The 16,173-nt window shown below is 74.3% G+C and carries 13 protein-coding genes; 2 read left to right on the top strand and 11 right to left on the bottom strand.

Going from position 1 to position 16,173, the window contains the following annotated elements:
* Nucleotides 1–263: 263 nt before the first annotated feature.
* The 7 genes from NFS20_RS12495 to NFS20_RS12465 are packed head-to-tail and all read right to left on the bottom strand — an operon-like array spanning nt 264 to nt 7,292.
* Complete coding sequence (locus NFS20_RS12495) at nt 264–824, bottom strand: phage tail protein (RefSeq protein WP_251152111.1); 561 nt, start codon at nt 822–824, stop codon at nt 264–266.
* Nucleotides 821–2,767: a putative baseplate assembly protein gene (locus NFS20_RS12490; protein ID WP_251152110.1), complete on the bottom strand. Its 1,947-nt coding sequence runs from the start codon at nt 2,765–2,767 to the stop codon at nt 821–823. Before NFS20_RS12490 ends, NFS20_RS12495 begins: the two co-directional genes overlap by 4 nt.
* A gap of 1 nt (nt 2,768) precedes the next feature.
* The gene (locus NFS20_RS12485) at nt 2,769–3,191 is read right to left on the bottom strand and encodes a GPW/gp25 family protein (protein ID WP_251152109.1); all 423 of its coding nucleotides are present in this window, start codon (nt 3,189–3,191) and stop codon (nt 2,769–2,771) included.
* 15 nt (nt 3,192–3,206) lie between these two features.
* Nucleotides 3,207–5,063 carry a VgrG-related protein gene (locus tag NFS20_RS12480; RefSeq protein ID WP_251152108.1) on the bottom strand — a complete coding sequence of 619 codons (1,857 nt, stop codon included), beginning with the start codon at nt 5,061–5,063 and terminating at the stop codon, nt 3,207–3,209.
* Nucleotides 5,053–5,838: a CIS tube protein gene (locus NFS20_RS12475; protein ID WP_251152107.1), complete on the bottom strand. Its 786-nt coding sequence runs from the start codon at nt 5,836–5,838 to the stop codon at nt 5,053–5,055. Before NFS20_RS12475 ends, NFS20_RS12480 begins: the two co-directional genes overlap by 11 nt.
* A 6-nt stretch (nt 5,839–5,844) precedes the next feature.
* Complete coding sequence (locus NFS20_RS12470) at nt 5,845–6,294, bottom strand: phage tail protein (RefSeq protein ID WP_251152106.1); 450 nt, start codon at nt 6,292–6,294, stop codon at nt 5,845–5,847.
* Nucleotides 6,291–7,292, bottom strand: coding sequence for a hypothetical protein (locus NFS20_RS12465; protein WP_251152105.1), 1,002 nt, complete (start codon nt 7,290–7,292; stop codon nt 6,291–6,293). The genes NFS20_RS12470 and NFS20_RS12465 overlap by 4 nt, the downstream gene beginning before the upstream one ends.
* Before the next feature lie 553 nt (nt 7,293–7,845).
* Here NFS20_RS12465 and NFS20_RS12460 point away from each other — a divergent pair.
* Nucleotides 7,846–8,061: a hypothetical protein gene (locus tag NFS20_RS12460; RefSeq protein ID WP_251152104.1), complete on the top strand. Its 216-nt coding sequence runs from the start codon at nt 7,846–7,848 to the stop codon at nt 8,059–8,061.
* Between the two features lie 1,912 nt (nt 8,062–9,973).
* Here NFS20_RS12460 and NFS20_RS12455 read toward each other — a convergent pair.
* The 4 genes from NFS20_RS12455 to NFS20_RS12440 form a co-directional block, all read right to left on the bottom strand.
* Nucleotides 9,974–10,132 carry a DUF6760 family protein gene (locus NFS20_RS12455; protein WP_251152103.1) on the bottom strand — a complete coding sequence of 53 codons (159 nt, stop codon included), beginning with the start codon at nt 10,130–10,132 and terminating at the stop codon, nt 9,974–9,976.
* Nucleotides 10,129–10,593, bottom strand: a complete 465-nt coding sequence (locus tag NFS20_RS12450; protein WP_251152102.1) for a hypothetical protein — start codon at nt 10,591–10,593, stop codon at nt 10,129–10,131. The genes NFS20_RS12455 and NFS20_RS12450 overlap by 4 nt, the downstream gene beginning before the upstream one ends.
* On the bottom strand, nt 10,593–11,039 hold the full coding sequence (locus NFS20_RS12445; RefSeq protein WP_251152101.1) for a phage tail protein: 447 nt from the start codon (nt 11,037–11,039) through the stop codon (nt 10,593–10,595). The genes NFS20_RS12450 and NFS20_RS12445 overlap by 1 nt, the downstream gene beginning before the upstream one ends.
* A gap of 69 nt (nt 11,040–11,108) precedes the next feature.
* Nucleotides 11,109–12,674, bottom strand: coding sequence for a phage tail sheath family protein (locus NFS20_RS12440; protein WP_251152100.1), 1,566 nt, complete (start codon nt 12,672–12,674; stop codon nt 11,109–11,111).
* Nucleotides 12,675–12,995: 321 nt separating this feature from the next.
* Between NFS20_RS12440 and NFS20_RS12435 the strand changes: the two genes are divergently transcribed.
* Nucleotides 12,996–16,136 (top strand): alkaline phosphatase D family protein, encoded by a 3,141-nt coding sequence (locus NFS20_RS12435; RefSeq protein WP_251152099.1) that lies wholly within the window; start codon nt 12,996–12,998, stop codon nt 16,134–16,136.
* The last annotated feature ends 37 nt before the right edge of the window (nt 16,137–16,173 follow it).

Raw genomic sequence — 16,173 nt, 5'->3', positions numbered from 1 at the left:
GGTCGGCACGCCGTCGGGAGCGGGCGCACCGTCCGGATCGGAGGCACTGTCGGGCGCGGCCCCGGCCGCGACGACCGGGGGGTGGGTCGGGCCCGGCCCGGGCTCGCCGACCGTCCGGGCCGCCGCGGGCACCGACGCGGTCGCCGGAGCGGTCGCCGGAGCGGCGGCCGGTGGCGCCGGCTCCTCCCACTCCAGGTAGCTGCCGCAGGACCCGCAGAACGAGACTCCCTGTTCGTTGGCCTGACCGCAGGCCGGGCACGTCATCATCGGTTCTCCACCACCTCGAGCGTGTAGGGGACGTGGACGGGGCGACACTGCGCGATCACCTCGTGCACGTGCCGGTCGTCGACCTCCGCGGGGTCGTCGACCAGCACGCGCACGTGGAACGAGGGCCCGGCGGTGCCGGGGAGGTCTCCGCCGGGGACGACGGACGACGCGACGCCGCCCGTGTCGCTCACGTGGACCTCGCCGCCGGTCACGGTCCGCACCGCGTCGGCGACGCCGCGCGCGGTGCCGCGCAGCCGCTGGGTGCGCGCCGCGTCCGCGACGGCGACGCGGAGGCGTCCGGTCTCCCACGACGGGTCGGCGTCCACCCCGACCCACCGCCCCACCCACTCGAGGTGGTCGCGCGGCGCGAGCCACGGGTCGACGTAGCACTCGAGGGTGTCGAGCGTGAGGAAGACGGGCGCGAGGGCGTCGTCGAAGGCGCTGACGAACCGCCCGAGCAGGTCGTCGTCGAGGAAGACCCCCGGCAGCATCGACGTCACCGGGGCGGGGCTCGCGAGCCCGGCCACCGCGCCCCGCCGCGTCGGTCCGCCGGTCATGACGCCTCCACGACGCGGACCTGGTGCTGGTACGAGAACGCGAGTGCGTCACCCGCGACGTCGACGCGCTGCACCGGTTCCCCGCGGTCGCCCGTGATCGGGTCGGCCGCGAACAGCTTGACGTCCTCCACCGCCTCGACGCCCGGCACGCCCTGGAGCACCGCGAAGATCTCCCCGGCGCGCACGGCCCGGCCGAACGGCCAGCCCAGCCCGTCGAGGCCACCGCCGAGCGGGTCGACGTAGGCGTTGAGCGCACGCAGCGCGTCGCTCTCGAGCAGGGCCTGCCGGGTCCGGCGTCGCGCCGCGATCCGCGCGACGACGGTGACGCCCTGGTAGAAGGGCGGCTCGACGAGCACCTGCGTGCCGAGCATGCGGCGCGGCTCGAGGTGCTCGACGATGCGGTCGAGGACGTCCGGGTCGGGGACCAGGTCCTCGAAGCGGCGCGTGCCGTCGTCGGCGGCGGGCACCGCGGGGACGACGAGCACGCGCACCGCCTGGGGGGCGCCCGCCACGGAGAGGCAGCGCACCCGGGCGAGGTGCGGCGCCGCGTCGCGCGTCAGGTGCTCGTAGTCCTCGGCGGTGACCGCGCGGTCCCGCGTCCGCAGCGCGAGCGGTCCGCGCTCGCGCGCCTCGTCGACCGACTCGGCGTCGACGCCACCGAGCGCGGGCCGGCGGTTCTCGACCCGGTCGACGAACCCGATGGTGCCGCGCAGCACCCGGACGGCCCCGGTCGCGACGTTGCCGGCCGGCCCGCCGCCCACCTGGTACCCGGGCAGCCGCAGGAGCGCGCCCGACGGCGGCACCCTCCCGTGCAGCGTCAGCGTCCCGTCGACGTCGCGAACCGCGGGCGGGAGGTGGATCTCCCCCGCCGCCCGGTCCAGGGTGAACACGGGGTCGTCCGGACCGGACCCGGCGAACGAGCCGGTCTCCGTCCACGTCTCCCAGCCGTCCCCGGTCGCGACCTCGAGCGTCGCCGGCGCACCGCCCGCCACCACCGGGCGGCGCTCGAGCGCGAACGTCTGCCCGGGGATGCCCTCGGACGTCCCCAGCACCTCGCCCGTGACCGTCTCGGCGTGCACGGCGCCGACCGTGCCGCCGATCGTGAACGCCTCGACGTCCTTGACGACCGGGGACGAGCTGTACGCGCGGGCGCCCTCCTCCGGCTCGACGACGCGGCACCGGACCCAGCCCGCCCGGAGCCCGTCCTGGACCGACGCCGCGTGGGCCGCGGGCAGGTGCAGCACGACGTCGCCCGCGCGGTTGAGCCCGCCCGTCCCGTCGGAGTCGACGTCGCAGCGCACCCAGCGCTCGCCGCCCCACGCCTCCCAGACGATCGGGGGGCGGCGGGGGTCGACCCCCACGCCCTGGACGTCGCAGTCGAACCGCAGCACCACGGCGCAGCCGGGCGCCGCGTCGTCGAGCCCGACGAGCAGGACGTCGCCCGGCGTCGGCGGCTCCCCGAAGCACGGGAACCGCTCGCCGGTCGTCACGGTCTCGGTGCGACGGACGGGCGGCGCGAGGTCCGCGCGCTGCGTGAGGAGGTGCACCCGGCGTCGCGGCGGCACGACGAGCGGGCCGGTCGTGCGGAACACGACCGCGTCGTCGTGCTCGGTCCGCGGCGTCGAGACCTCGGTCCCCTCCGGGACGGCGACGGGTTCCTCCTGCGGCGCGGACAGCCAGAACGAGACGTCGACCGTGGCCGCGGTCGCGGGGTGCAGCGTCACGCCGAGGAGCTCGAGGAACGCGACGTACAGACGGTCCGGGACGCGGTTCAGGCGGTACAGCAACTGGTCCGTCATGAACGCGAACGTCTCGATGAGGGTCACGCCCGGGTCGGACACGTTGTGGTCGGTCCACTCGGGGCAGCGCGCCTGCACCATCCGCTTCGCGTCGTCCACGAGGTCCTGGAAGCGGCGGTCGTCGAGGTTCGGGGAGGGCAGCACGTCACTCGCCGCCCTCGACCGCGGACGCGGTGTCCCGGGGGATCACGTAGAAGGGGAAGACGAGGTTGCGCGGGTCGTTCGTGCCGCGCACCGTGTACCGGACGTCGATGTACAGCACGCCCTGGTCGACGTGGTCGAACCGCACGAGCACGTCGTGCAGCTCGATCCGGGGCTCCCAGCGGTCGAGTGCGACCCGCACGGCGTAGGCGATGTCGCCCGCGGTCCCGGCGTCGGCCGGGCCGAACACGTAGTCGTGGACGGCGCAGCCGAACTCCGGGCGCATGGGTCGCTCGCCGGGCGCGGTGGCGAGGACCAGCCGGATGCTCTCCTCGATCTCCTGCGTCCGGCGCACGAGCGCGATGCGCCCGGTGCGGTCCGTCCGCAGCGGGAACGCCAGCCCGGCCCCGATGAACTCCTGCCCCACGGCTCCTCCTCGACCTCAGTTGATCTTCACGAGCGAGCCCTTGACCGTCGTCACGCCCGCGGACGTGACCTCCGCGGTCGCGCTGCCGTCGAGCGTCGCGGTCGCGCCCCGGAGCGCGAGCTGCGCGTCGGCGCTGATCGAGACCTTCGGCGCCTTGAGCTCGATCGCGCTCGTGCCCTCGATCGCGACCTGCACGCCCTTCACGGTGACCTTCCCCGTCGTCGACGTGCAGGTCACGTCCTGCTGGGCGGTCACCTCCACGGCCTTCTGCGCGGTGACCCTGACCGGCCCGGACGACGTGATCTCGATCGCCGCCTCGGGCTTCTGCACGAGCACGACCTGCTCCTTGCCGCCCTTGTCCGAGACGACGAGACGCTCCTCGCCGGGCTTCTCGACGAACTCGACGTGCATCCCAGTGCGCGACGTGATGGTCCGTCGGGTCACGGCGCCGCTGTTCTTGTCGACGTAGGGGGCCGTGGACGGCGCGGGCGGCTTGTCCGTCGTGCTGAACAGGCCACCGAGGACGTACGGCTGGTCGAGCTCGCCCTCGGCGAGCGCGACGAGGACCTCGTCCCCCACCTCGGGCAGCACGAAGGTGCCACGCATCGCCCCCGCGCCCGGCTGGACGACGCGCGCCCACCAGCTCTCCAGCGAGTCGTGCAGCACCGGAAGCTTGACCTTGACCCGGCCGACGCCCTCGGGGTCGTCGACCGACGTCACCACCGCGGGCAGGATCCCGGCGCCCCGCGCACCCGCACCGGCGGCGGAGCGGGACCCGGCGACCGTGCCGTGGGTGGTGCGGTCGGACGCGTCCGCGACGGTGACGTGCGTCAGGTAGCCCCGCTCGCCCGAGAGCTCGTGCCGGGCACCGCTCACCACGTACTTGCCGTCGAACGGGTCACCGCACCCGACGACCGCGACGGGGCGCCCGACGGCGATCGCCGGGTTGCCGAGCACGGTCGCCTCGATCTCGGCGAACCCTCCGCCGACCCGGTCGGCCACCGACCTCGCGCTCTCCGTCGCCTGGCCCTGCGAGCCGAAGGACGTGCTCGGGACGACGAGCGGCGGCGGCGAGAAGTGCGCCCCCAGCCTCGCCGGGTCGGTCGTGGACAGCTGGGCGCTGGACGTCGACGCCTTCGCACGGGCGACGAGCGCTCGCTTGCGGAGCTGGTCCCAGCCGCGCGCCTCGACCTCCCGCACCTGGGACGCGCTCGTCACGGTCGCGCGCAGCGAGATCAGGTTCACGCCGTGCTCGACGACGGCCGGGTCCTGGCGCGCGCCGGTCGTCCCCGAGGGGGCACCTCTGGCCTCCGCGGGTCGGTGGAAGTCGAGGCGGCCGCCCGAGACGCCGACCACCCTCCCGCTGCGTGCCGCGAGGCGCTGGAGCAGGTCCCAGTCGCTGATGTTGGGCTGCCACACGTGCTCGAACACCTCGGTCGTCGCGTCGACCCTGCCGACGGGCAGGCCGTTGGCCCCCGCGACCTTGCGGACGACGTCGGACGCGGTCACGTTGACGTACGTCGCGACCCGGCGCGCGCCGACGAGCCGGTGCGCCGGGTCGAAGCCGCGCACCGTCGTCTGCCGGCCGCCCGGCCCGATCTCGGTCTCGAGCGACGTCACCTCGCCGGTGAGCAGCGGCGTCGGGCCGCCCGGCCCGCTGAGCTGGACGGACAGCTCGACCTTCACCCCCACCCGGATCCCCGCCTTGTCCAGGACGGCGCCGTGCTCGTCGGAGAGGCGGATCACGAACAGCGCCGGCTGGTCCCGCCGGGCGTCGACGAGCACGGACGCGACCGCGGGCTCGACGTCGGCCGGGAGCTCCCGGCCGTCGACCCGGACGACGACCCGGGCGCTGTGCTCCTCACCGTGCACCGGCGACCACCCCCGGGCGTCGTCCGACCGCGGGGTCCCGCAGGTCCTCCACGGCGGGGAGCAGCACGCGGTCGCCTGCGCGCAGCCGGAACGGGTCGTCGACCCGGTTGGCCTCGGCGACGTCCCGCCACAGCTGCGGGTCGCCGTACTCGCGGTACGCGATCCCCGCGAGGGTCTCCCCGTGCACCACGACGTGCTCGCGGTGCGGCACGAGCCCGCCCGAGGTCGGGTTCTGGCGTGGCGCCTCGCCCGCGATCTCCTCGAGGGTCACGGAGCACACCGCCCGGATCGGCAGGCCGCCGGAGGTGAACAGCGTGTAGCGGACCTGGACGCTGCTGACGTACGCGAGGAAGCCCGTCAGGCTCCCCCACCGGAACAGCACCCACGGCGGGGAGTCCTTGCGCTGGTCGTGCGAGGCAGGAGTCGGGACACAGCTCGTGAAGAGCTTCTCCACGGCCTTGACCACCGCGTCGTCGTGCGCCTGCGACGCGTCGAAGAACATCTCGAGGGACAGCCGCGACGGTTCCGGGCCCTGGAACTGGGGAGGGCTCGAGCGGCGGTTGCCCGGGTTGGTCGGGCGGGTCCACGTCGCAGCCTTCTGCAGGGCCAGCTCGGTGGGGTTGAACTGGAACGCGATGCGTCCGATCTCCGGGCCCGCCTTGGCGAGCGACCCGTCCTTCGACGGCTCGAACAGCAGGAGGTACGCGTGCTCGAGCTTGGAGCCCGAGCCGGATCCCCCGGCTGCCGCGGCGTCGAGGCCGACTGCAGAGGCCATCTCACCTCACCCCGCAGCCTTCGGCGGCACGAACCCGTGGTGCGCGATCTCCACGGACTCGACCACCACGGTCGAGTCCGTCGTCGACAGCGTCGGGCCCGACCACCGCACCGGGACGATGCCCATCAGCCCGAACCGGGCCACCTCCGTGCCCTGGGCGGTCATCGCGTCGATCGTCGCCGTCCCGAACGTGTAGCCGCTCGTCACCATCGACGTGAACCACTCACCGATCTTGGCGCTGTCCCGGTTCAGGGGGCGGGTGAGCGTGACGTTCGGGAACCGCAGCCGTGTGGGGAACTGCCACACCGACCCGTTGTTCCCGCCCTCCTCGCGCGTCTCGACGGTCACCTCCGCCCCGAGCCCGGAGCACGAGCTGAAGTGCCCGAGGTTCCAGTCGTCGAGGAAGATGCGGTACCGGATGCCGACGGCGAGCGTCGTGTCCTCGTAGATCGTCACCCCTGCCACCCCCGGTCGATGCGCAGCCCCAGCCGTTCACGGTCGACGAGGACCTCGTGCCGCAGCCTGCGGAGCAACGGGTCGGTCAGCCGCCGCGCCAGGTCGTCGAGCTCGGCCTCGGTCATCGCGAACCGCCCCGCGGGGGACGACGACCGCCCGGCGTTCCCCGCGGTCGGGGGAACGGGTGCCGTCGACATCGCGGCGGGCGGGGCCGACGCCGACACCGGGGTCGGCGCGGCGGCCGGGACGGCCGGGACGGCGGTCGGTGCTCCGGGAGTCGGCGCGAGCGCCGTCGGCGCGAGCATCGTCGGTGCGGGCACGGGCACGGGTGCGGGTGCGGTCGGGGCCGTCCTCGGCGCGAGCGCGTCAGCCGCCGCCGGTCCGGCCGACGGTACGTGCCACGGCGTCGTCGTGGTGGACGAGGGGTCGAGGACGGGCGCGGCGCCGTGCGCCGACCGGTCCTGGCCCGCCAGGGCGCGATGTCCGCCGATCGTCCCGCGCGTCCGTCGTGCCGCCGACGCCCACGACCCCGTCCCGTCGAGGTCCCGCGACACCACCGGTCCAGGCGCCGCGACACCGAGGAGGGGTCGCGGTGCGACGCCGAGCGGCTGCGTTCGCGGTGCGACGTCCAGCGGCTGCGTTCGCAGCGCGACGCCGAGCGGCTGCGTTCGCGGCGCGACGCCGAGCGGCTGCGTTCGCGGCGCGACGCCGAGCGGCTGCGTTCGCAGCGCGACGCCGAGCGGCTGCGTTCGCGGCGCGACGCCGAGCGGTGGCGTTGGCGCGGCGCCGGTGAACGGGTCTCCGGCGAGCCGAGCGACGACAGGGCCCTCCCCCGCCGTGCCGCCCGGCCCCGTCGACGCGCCACCCGCTGGGTCGGGCGCGCTGCGGTCGGGCACGCTGCGGTCGGGCGCGGCGCGGTCGGCGTGCGGGCGGGCGAGCGCGACGCGGTCGGGCGCGGCGCGGTCGGCGTGCGGGCGGGCGAGCGCGACGCGGGACACGACAGAACCGCTGTCGATGCGTCCTGACACGAGGGGACGCCTGGCGACAGGAGGCGCGGTGACAGGAGGCACGGGAGGTGCGGCGAGGGGAGGTGGACCCTCGGACGCCGCGCGAGACGGCGCGACGGTCGGCGTCGTGGCGGTCGGCGTCGTGGCGGTCGGCGTCGTGGCGGTCGGCAGAGCGCCGTCCTGCGGCGCCGGTGGTGCGGGTGGTGCCGGCGGTGCACCGGCCGTCGGGGCGAACGTCGACACCGACGTCGCCGACCTCTGTGCGAGGACCGCGCGTTCGGCGGACGCCCTGTCTGGCGCCGCGGACGGGAGGCCCGGCTCGACGGACGACGAGCCCGGCCCGACGGACGGCGGCGCCGCGGCCGGCGTGCCGTGCGCAGAGGCGGCATCGTCCACCGGGACCGGCCCGCGGACCGCGCCCGCAGCTGACCGACCCGCGACGTCGGGCGTCGGCACGGGCGTCCGGGGGGCGGCGAGCGGGGCTCCGGCGGTCAGTCGTGCGACAGTCAGCGGTGCGTCTGCCGGCGGTGTCGTTGCCTGCGTCGTGGATCGTCCCGCCTCGGCCGCCGCGCTCGTGCCCGACGCCCTCGGCGAGCGCGTCGGCGACGACGGCGTGGACGGGGACAGGGACGGCGACGGCACCGTGGACGGCGCCGTGGTTCGCGAGACCGAGGTGGACGGCGCACGCGAGTCAGACGGTGCGACGGCAGGTTCCTGGGTGGCGGACGGCGACGTGGCCGGTGCGCCTGACGCGCTGTGAGCGGGCGCCGTGCCCGACACGGGTGAGATCGGCAGCGCGGCCACGACCAGGGGGATCGCGGGCCGCGGCGCGGGCGACGGGGCGACGGGCTCGGACGCCTCCCGCGCGCGCTGAACGGCCGGAAGGGGCGCATCCTCCGTGCTCTTTCGCCTCGCCGGCACGGTCGATGCGGGCACGGCCGCGGAGGACGTCTCGTCCGCGCGCCCGGACGTCGATGGGTCCGTGGCACGGGAGACCTGGTTGTACGCCGTCGCGTGCGGCGGTCCCGCGAGGAGCGGCACGACGGCAGGGGCTGGCTGCGTCGCCGTCTGGCCGCCCGGCTCGGGCGGATCCACCGGCCCGGGTGGCTGCGCGCCGTGCAGGGCCGCGCCCTCCGTCCCGTGCGGGGCACGTGCGGGGGCCGGTGCGGCGGTGCCGAGCATCGGGGCAGCGGCGACGCGGCGCGACACGACCGGTGTGATCAGCCCGCCCCCGCTCGGCGGCTCCGAGGCGGCGCCCGGCGAGGGCACGGCAGGTGCGGTCCGGCCCGGCGCGGCGGAGCGCTGCACAGCCGAGACGGCGGGACCCGCGGCGCGCGCGCCCGGCCGGTCCGACAGCACCGCCGCGTCGTGCCCGACGCGTGCCGCACCGGCCGGCGTCTCCGGCGCGAGCTCGCCGTCGCTCGAGGACGCGGGACCCGGGAGCGCCGCGGCCCGTTGCGCCGGGAGGCTCGAGCCGATCGCGGCGCGGCCGCTCGACGTCGCGCGAGAGCCCGGCGTCGGACCCGCCGGAACTACGCCCTCCGAGGTCGGTGCGCGGCCGCCGGCCGGGGGGAGATCCGCACCAGGTGCCGACGGTACGGACGCCGTGCCGGACGCGACCGAGAGGGGCGGTTCCGGACGGGCGACCGGGCTCGCCGGAACGACCGCGGCGTCGCGAGACCTCTGAGCGACCGGTGGCACAGGCGACACCGGCCACCCGTCGGACGGCACCGCCGCCCGAGAGGCGCCACGGTCTGCGGCCCGAGCGGTCGGTGGCGGCACCGCGAGCGCCGGGTCCGAGCCCGGGGCTGTCGTCGGGAGAGGAGCCCCGAGCCCGAGCCGCTGCACCGGTCGCCCACCGACCTCACCGCGGGTCGCCGCACCGCTCCCGTGCGCCGTCGGCAGCGGGGGACGCGTCGGCGCCGAGAGGTCGGCCGTGGTGGAACGCTGCACGGTCGGTGCGCGACGCACCGGGGCGTCGGCCGGGACTGCCACCGGTGCCGAGACCGCGGCGAGGGGCAGGACGGTCCCCGTCCCGTCGGAGAAGGCGGCCGCGCCGGTGGTCACCGCGCCCGTCGGTGCCGCCGACAGCGGGACGCCGGCGACGACGTCGGGCACGGCCGTGGCCCGCTGGACCACGCCCGGTCCCGCGGTCGGGACCACGAGCGGACCGCTCCCGGTGTCCGGAGTGGCTGCGGTGCGCGCGACGACGACGGGTCTGCTGGCCGGCAGCCGGTCGGACACGGCTGCGGCGCTCGTGAACCTGCCGGACGGTGCGGCCCCCGACCACGCGGGCGCCTCAGGGGCGGGAACCGGGGCGTCGTCGGGCCCGAGGAGGGTGAGCTCGACGTCGGACGACACCGCACGCTGCAGGTGGCGGGCCCCGTCGCCGTCGACGACGCCCGACGGCGCGCGGTGGTCGACGGCGTGCCCCATCGTCCCGAGGAACCGCGGGCTCGACCAGGCGGCGAGCCCGGCGGGGAACTCTGCCGGTGAGGTCGTCAGCCGGAGGTCGCCCAGGATGCGCTGCACGGGCGGGACGAAGGCCCAGCCCACGGGCGGCGTCGTGCCCGGGCCACCGGGAGCCAGGTCCCCGGCGCGGGCGGCGGCCACGGCCCGGGGGCCGGCCGCGGTCGCCGCCCGGTCGCGGCGCTGCCACGGCCACCTCATGGTCAGCGCCCCTCGGACAGGCGCGTGTTGATCTTCGAGATCTCGCGGGCGAACCGCTGCCGCACCCCGTGCTCGAGGTCGAGGATGTCGTCCGGCGACCAGTGGAAGTGGTAGGCGACGTACGCGATCTCCTCGTACAGCCGGTCGGTCGCGTACGTCACGATTCCCCCAGGCGGCCGCCCGCGAGGTCGATCGTGAAGCGGTGCGAGCACTCGGGGCACGTGACGGCGGCCTTCGTGTGGCCCTCCGCGTTGACCCGGCGGTAGAAGTCCTGGAGGAACGCGACGTCCGAGGCGAACATGTTCTCCACGACGTTCGTCGAGATGCTCGACATCGAGCCCAGCGACGTGATGACGCGGCTCAGCAGGACGACCGTCGTGAACGCGGCGTTCTCCTGCACGCGCGAGTCGTACAGCGGGAGCAGCTCGTCCCGCGCCGTCGCGAGACGCATGGTCCCGCGCGTGTGCCGAACGCCGTCGGCGTCGACGTACCCCCGCGGGAGCTCGAAGTCGAACTCCGTGCGCAACGGCGCGGGCGTTCCCGCCGACCGCCCGGCGCCGGGCGTCTCCTGCTCGCCCGGCGCGTCGCGGTCCAGGGTCTCCAGCGCTGGACCGCGCTGCATCAGCCGACCGTCATCTCGTCGTAGGCGACCGTGAACTTCTCGGTCGCGGGCTCGGTCGCGCCGGCCTTCATCGCGGAGACCTCGACGCTCGACACCCAGCAGTTCGTGAAGTTGTACGACTGGAGGGTCGCGCCGGTGTAGTCGAGGAAGGCCACCGCCGCGGTCTTGCGCGACCCCTTGACGTCGCCCTGCGCGACGATCTTGAGCCAGTCGGAGATCGTCTTGCTGTCGGTGAGGCCGCGGGTCACGGTGAACTCGCCGGGCTTGGGCCGGCCCATGAGCTGACGGACGACGTACTTGCCGTCCTTGGTCTGCTGCTTGTGCTCGATCTTCTCGACCTCGGACTTGATGCCGCTGACCTCGATGACCTTGGGGACCTGGATCCCGTCGATCGTCACGATGAACCCGTTCGCGGCGGACGAGTCGAGGGGGTCGGCGAGAGGCATGGTGCGCTCCTTCGTTGTGCGTGCGATGTCGGTCGGGGTGTCAGGCGGGCGCCGGATGTCCCCGTCGCGCTACTCGGCGACGAGGCTCGTGCCGCCCGAGAACTGGGACAGCTGGAAGATGACGAACTCCGCGGGCTTCACCGGGGCGATGCCGACCTGGCACACGACCTGGCCCGCGTCGATCCCCTCGGCCGGGTTGGTCTCGTCGTCGCACTTGACGAAGAACGCCTCGTCGGGCGTGACCCCGAACAGCGCGCCCTTGCGCCACTCGTTGACGAGGAAGCTCGCGATCGTCCGGCGGATCCGCGCCCACAGCGCCGGGTCGTTGGGCTCGAACACGACCCACTGCGTCCCGACGAGGATCGACTCCTCGAGGTAGTTGAACAGCCTCCGGACGTTGATGTAGCGCCATGCCGGGTCGGAGGACAGGGTGCGCGCACCCCACACCCGCACACCGCGGCCGGGGAACGCCCGGATGCAGTTGATCCCGACGGGGTTGAGCAGGTCGTTCTCGGCGCGCGTGATGTTGGTCTGCAGCGTGATCGCTCCGCGGACGACCTCGTTCGCCGGTGCCTTGTGCACGCCGCGCTCGCCGTCGTTGCGGGCCCACAGCCCGGCCAGGTGGCCCGACGGCGGGACGAACACGTTCGTGCCCGACAGGGGGTCGAAGATCTTCACGTACGGCCAGTACAGGGTCGCGTACTTCGAGTCGTAGCCTGCGCCCGAGACCCGCCACTCCTTGACCTGCTGGGCGTTCAGACCGGGTGGCGGGTCGAGGATCGCCATGCGGTCGCCCATGAGCTCGCAGTGCGCGATCATCGCGAGCTGGACGGCCTGGAACGTCTCCAGGTCGATCGCGTCCTGCTCGAGAGCCGCGACGAGGTCCGGGATGGCGACGATGGTGACGTCGTCGACCGCCTCGAGCCCGCTGAATCCCGTCCGGTCGGCCGCGTCGCCGATGTAGTCCTCGGCGCCCAGGTCCGCGGTCGACGGCGGCTCCGGCTCCGGCTCGGGTGCCACGAGCTCGACGGCGCCCTTGTCCGGCTTCATCAGGGCGCTGCCCTGGGCGACCTCCTCGATCGTGATGATCTTCGACTCCTGCTTCACCTTCGTCGCGACGTTGTCCGCGCCGCGCTTGGTGGTGACGTTGTCGAAGGTCTCGGCCTCCTTGCCGTCGACCTTGATCACGAGCCTGAACTGGTCGTCCGGCGCGGACTCGCCGCCGGCGTCGGCCACCTCGACGGTGATCTTCTTCGGCTTGCCGGTCGTCGTGCCGTCGAGCGCGGTCAGGCGGTAGCCACCCAGGGCCGCCACCGGCGGGCCGGCGATCGCCTTCGGCGCGGCCTTGCCGCGTCCCGACGACGCGGGCGCGGCCCCGCCGATGCGCACCACGTAGCAGTTGCCGCCGCCGTTGAGGAAGTAGCCGTACACCGCGTGCGCGAGGTACGAGCCGGGTACGAAGTCGCCGAACGTCTGCGAGAACTGGGACCAGTTGGACACGAGCGTCGGCTCGTTCACCGGACCCCTGGCCGCGAGACCGACGAACGCCGCGACCGACGTGCCGACCCCCTCGATGGGCCGTGAGCCGGCCTCGACCTCTTCCACGTACACGCCGGGCGAGAGATACGTCGTCATGTCGTCGTCGCCTCCTAGGGAACACGCTGGTGAGGACCAGGGTCGTACGGCGACGCACGGGAGATCAGGGCCGGTCGGCTACCTCCCGGGGCAGACGTCGCTGCCCGATCGGGCGGCGTCGGCGCCCGACGGCGGGTCGACACCGATCTGCGGCGGCAACCGTCTCCCACGGTCGCCGGGTTGGCCGGACAACCCCCGGGGGTCGTCGTCCGCATTCCCCTCTCCGTTCACCTGGCGATCGGCTGCCGGACATCCCGGGCCGGTCGGATCAGGGCCGTGCGCCTCAGCGCACGACCGTCCCCTGGATTCGGAGAGACACCCGTGAAGAAGCGCACGCCCGAGCAGGGCAGTCCGACCACCTCCGGCACGAGCCGGCGCGTGTTCCTCGGCGGGGCCGCGACGGCCGCCGCCACCGCGTGGCTCGCGGCGAACGGCACCGCTGCCGTCGCGGCGGACGACGTCCCGCTGCGCGCAGCCGTCCTGGAGCTCCGCGACCCGTGGACCGGCGCGACCGGTCTCGAGAAGCTCTTGACGAAGGCCGGTTTCGCGGTCGTCGCGCTCGACCCGGCGAAGCCCGCGACCGAGCAGGGCGTCGACGTCATCGCGTTCGGCGGGTTCACCAACAACGAGCCGACGTACGGCCGCTACATCGAGGCGCAGGCCGAGTCGCTGCGGGCCTTCGTCGCCGAGGGTGGCGTCGTCCTCGACATGGCGCAGTCCGACCAGTTCCACTCGACGGTGTCCTACCTGCCGTCGCCGATGTCGGCGAGCCGCAACGACGCCGACCACGACTCGATCTTCCCGGTCGTCGCCGACCACCCGCTGGTGTCGCACCTGCGGGTGGTCGACGGCCGGGTGTTCACGGGGCGGTCGACGCAGATCCGCGTGAGCTGGGAGTCGCTGCTCGACTGGCGTCAGATGCGGGTGCTGCTCGCGTGCAGCGCGGGCGGACGCCCGCCGGCCCTGCTCGAGGGCGCGCACGGTCGCGGCCGCTTCGTCCTGTCGAGCCTCACCATCGACAAGATCTACAACGCCGCCGGTCAGACCGTCCAGCCGAGCGAGGCCGTCGCCGACAGCGAGATGTTCTTCACGGCCTTCGCCACCTACGTGAGGATGGTCGTCGCTGGGACGGCGCCGGTGGTGACCCCGACGATGCAGGCCGTCGCCGGCCCGCTCGTCGGCGACACCGGCACGAACCACTCGCGCGTCCTCATCCGTCCGGGCAGCGACCTGCACGACCGCGAGTCGTGGACGCTCGAGTACTGGACCGAGGGCGGGCCCCGCGAGAGCGTCGGTGCCGTCCTCTCCCCCGACAACGACTCGACCGTGCTCTTCGACATCGCCGGCCTCACGGCCGCGACGGCCTACTCCTACGCGATCGCCCCCGAGGGCGACCCCATCCCCGGGCTCGACATCTCGGGGTCGTTCACGACCGCGCCCGCCGACGACGCCGCGACGAGGCTCGTCGTCGGTCTCGGCTCGTGCGTGTGGACCGAGCAGAACCACATCTGGGACACGATCCGCGCGGAGGGGTGCGAGGCCTTCGTCTTCATGGGCGACACCCCGTACATCGACAGCACCAACCTGCAGACCGCCCGGGACAAGCACCGGGCGTTCCTCCAGGTGCCGCAGGTGCGCGAGGTCACCCGGACGATGCCGGTCTGGGGGACGTGGGACGACCACGACTTCGGCGGCAACGACGTGCACGGCGACCTGCCGGGCAAGCGCAACAACCGCACCGCGTTCGTCGACTACCGCGCGAACGCGACGTTCGGGCACACGGCGGCGGGCGAGCCCCTGCGCGAGCGCACGGTCGACGGCGAGGGCATCTACACGTCGTTCCGGCGCGGCCCCCTCGAGGTGTTCCTGATCGACCCGCGCTGGTTCAGCCGCACCGGGCCGAGCTGGGCGGACGCGACGAGGACGACGGGCATCGGCCAGGTGCAGTGGGAGTGGCTGCGGGAGAGGCTGCTCGCGAGCACGGCACCGTTCAAGCTCCTCGCGAGCGGGATGATCTGGGACGACAAGCAGAACGGCGAGGCCGACGACTGGGGCACGTACTCCTACGAGCGCGACGCGATCTTCGACCTCGTGCAGGAGCACCGCATCCCCGGGGTCTTCCTGCTCGGCGGCGACATCCACGTCTCGCGCGCGCTGAACTACGGCCCGCGCGTGGGCTACGACCTGTGGCAGTTCATCGTGAGCCCGATGCACAGCTCGGTCATCCCGAGCCTCAACGTCCCGAACCCTGCCCTCGTCCACAGCGCGGTCGAGCCGCACGTCTTCCTCAAGCTCGAGATCGACTCGACGGTGGAGCCCGCGACGATGACCGCGACGTGGATCAACCGCGACGGCGAGCGCGTCTTCGAGGTCGCGACCGACGCCGCGCAGCTCACGCCGCTCCCCGTCCTCGTGGGCTTCCCGTCGGCCGCGACCGAGCTGCTCGCCGGCCGGTCGTCGACGATCACGACGAGCGTGACCAACCAGTCGGGCGACCGGCTCGACGAGGTGACGGCCGTGCTGGAGGCGCCCCTCGGCTGGCAGGTCACCGCGGCGACCGAGACGACGTTCCGCGACCTCGCCGACGGCGAGACGCGCACGACGAACTGGACGGTCGAGCCGCCCGTCGGTGCCGAGCCCGGCGACGTGGTGCTCGTCGCCCGGTCGACGTACTCGCCGGCCGGCGCCCACGGCACGGCGACGCGGCAGGCGACGGTCTCCGTCGTCGCGGACGGCACGGTGCCCCGCTCGCGCCTGTCGATCGCCGGGTTCAGCAGCGAGGAGCCCACGAGCGACCCGGCGGTGAACGTCATCGACGGTGCACCGCAGTCCATCTGGCACTCGCGGTGGGCCGCGCAGCCGGTCCCGGGCCACCCGCACTGGATCGCCGTGGACCTCGGGGCCGAGCACCTGCTCGACGGCCTCGGCTACCTGCCCCGGCAGTCCGGCACGAACGGGCTGATCAAGGACTACGAGGTCTACCTGTCGCACGACAACACCACGTGGGGCAGCGCCGTGGCGACCGGCTCCTTCCCTACCGGGACCGCGCTCGCCCGCGTCGACTTCGCCGAGACCGCCGCCCGCTACGTCAAGCTCGTGGCGCTGAGCTCGCAGAACGGCCTCCAGTTCGCGGCGGCCGCCGAGCTCACGCCCTACGGCCGGGCTGTGGAGCGTGAGCGTCCCGAGGCGGTCGTCACGGCGGAGTCCCGCACCATCGCGGACAAGGTCGTGGTCGCCGTCCGGGTCGAGAACACCGAGTCCGTGCCGGTGGACGTCAAGATCACGACCGACTTCGGCACGAAGTCGTTCCTCGGCGTCCTGCCGGGCGCCAACGCGTACCAGTCGTTCGCCACCCGCAGGTCTGCGGTCCCCGCGGGGGCGGTGACGGTCGAGCTGAGCGGCCGGATCGACCAGCTCGCGGTGCGCAACACCGTCACGGCGCTCTACGACGCCCGCGGCTGAGCGAGGGTCCACCCGCGACGACGCCGTGGATGCCGCG

Source organism: Cellulosimicrobium sp. Marseille-Q4280, from assembly GCF_943181405.1.
GTDB lineage: Bacteria > Actinomycetota > Actinomycetes > Actinomycetales > Cellulomonadaceae > Cellulosimicrobium.
This window is presented reverse-complemented; position numbering and strand designations above follow the sequence as displayed.

Bases quoted from the DNA above. Each gene is read 5' to 3' on its own strand.
- NFS20_RS12495 (WP_251152111.1), bottom strand. From the start codon at position 824: ATGACCGGCGGACCGACGCGGCGGGGCGCGGTGGCCGGGCTCGCGAGC.
- NFS20_RS12475 (WP_251152107.1), bottom strand. From the start codon at position 5,838: ATGGCCTCTGCAGTCGGCCTCGACGCCGCGGCAGCCGGGGGATCCGGC.
- NFS20_RS12450 (WP_251152102.1), bottom strand. From the start codon at position 10,593: ATGCAGCGCGGTCCAGCGCTGGAGACCCTGGACCGCGACGCGCCGGGC.
- NFS20_RS12445 (WP_251152101.1), bottom strand. From the start codon at position 11,039: ATGCCTCTCGCCGACCCCCTCGACTCGTCCGCCGCGAACGGGTTCATC.
- NFS20_RS12440 (WP_251152100.1), bottom strand. From the start codon at position 12,674: ATGACGACGTATCTCTCGCCCGGCGTGTACGTGGAAGAGGTCGAGGCC.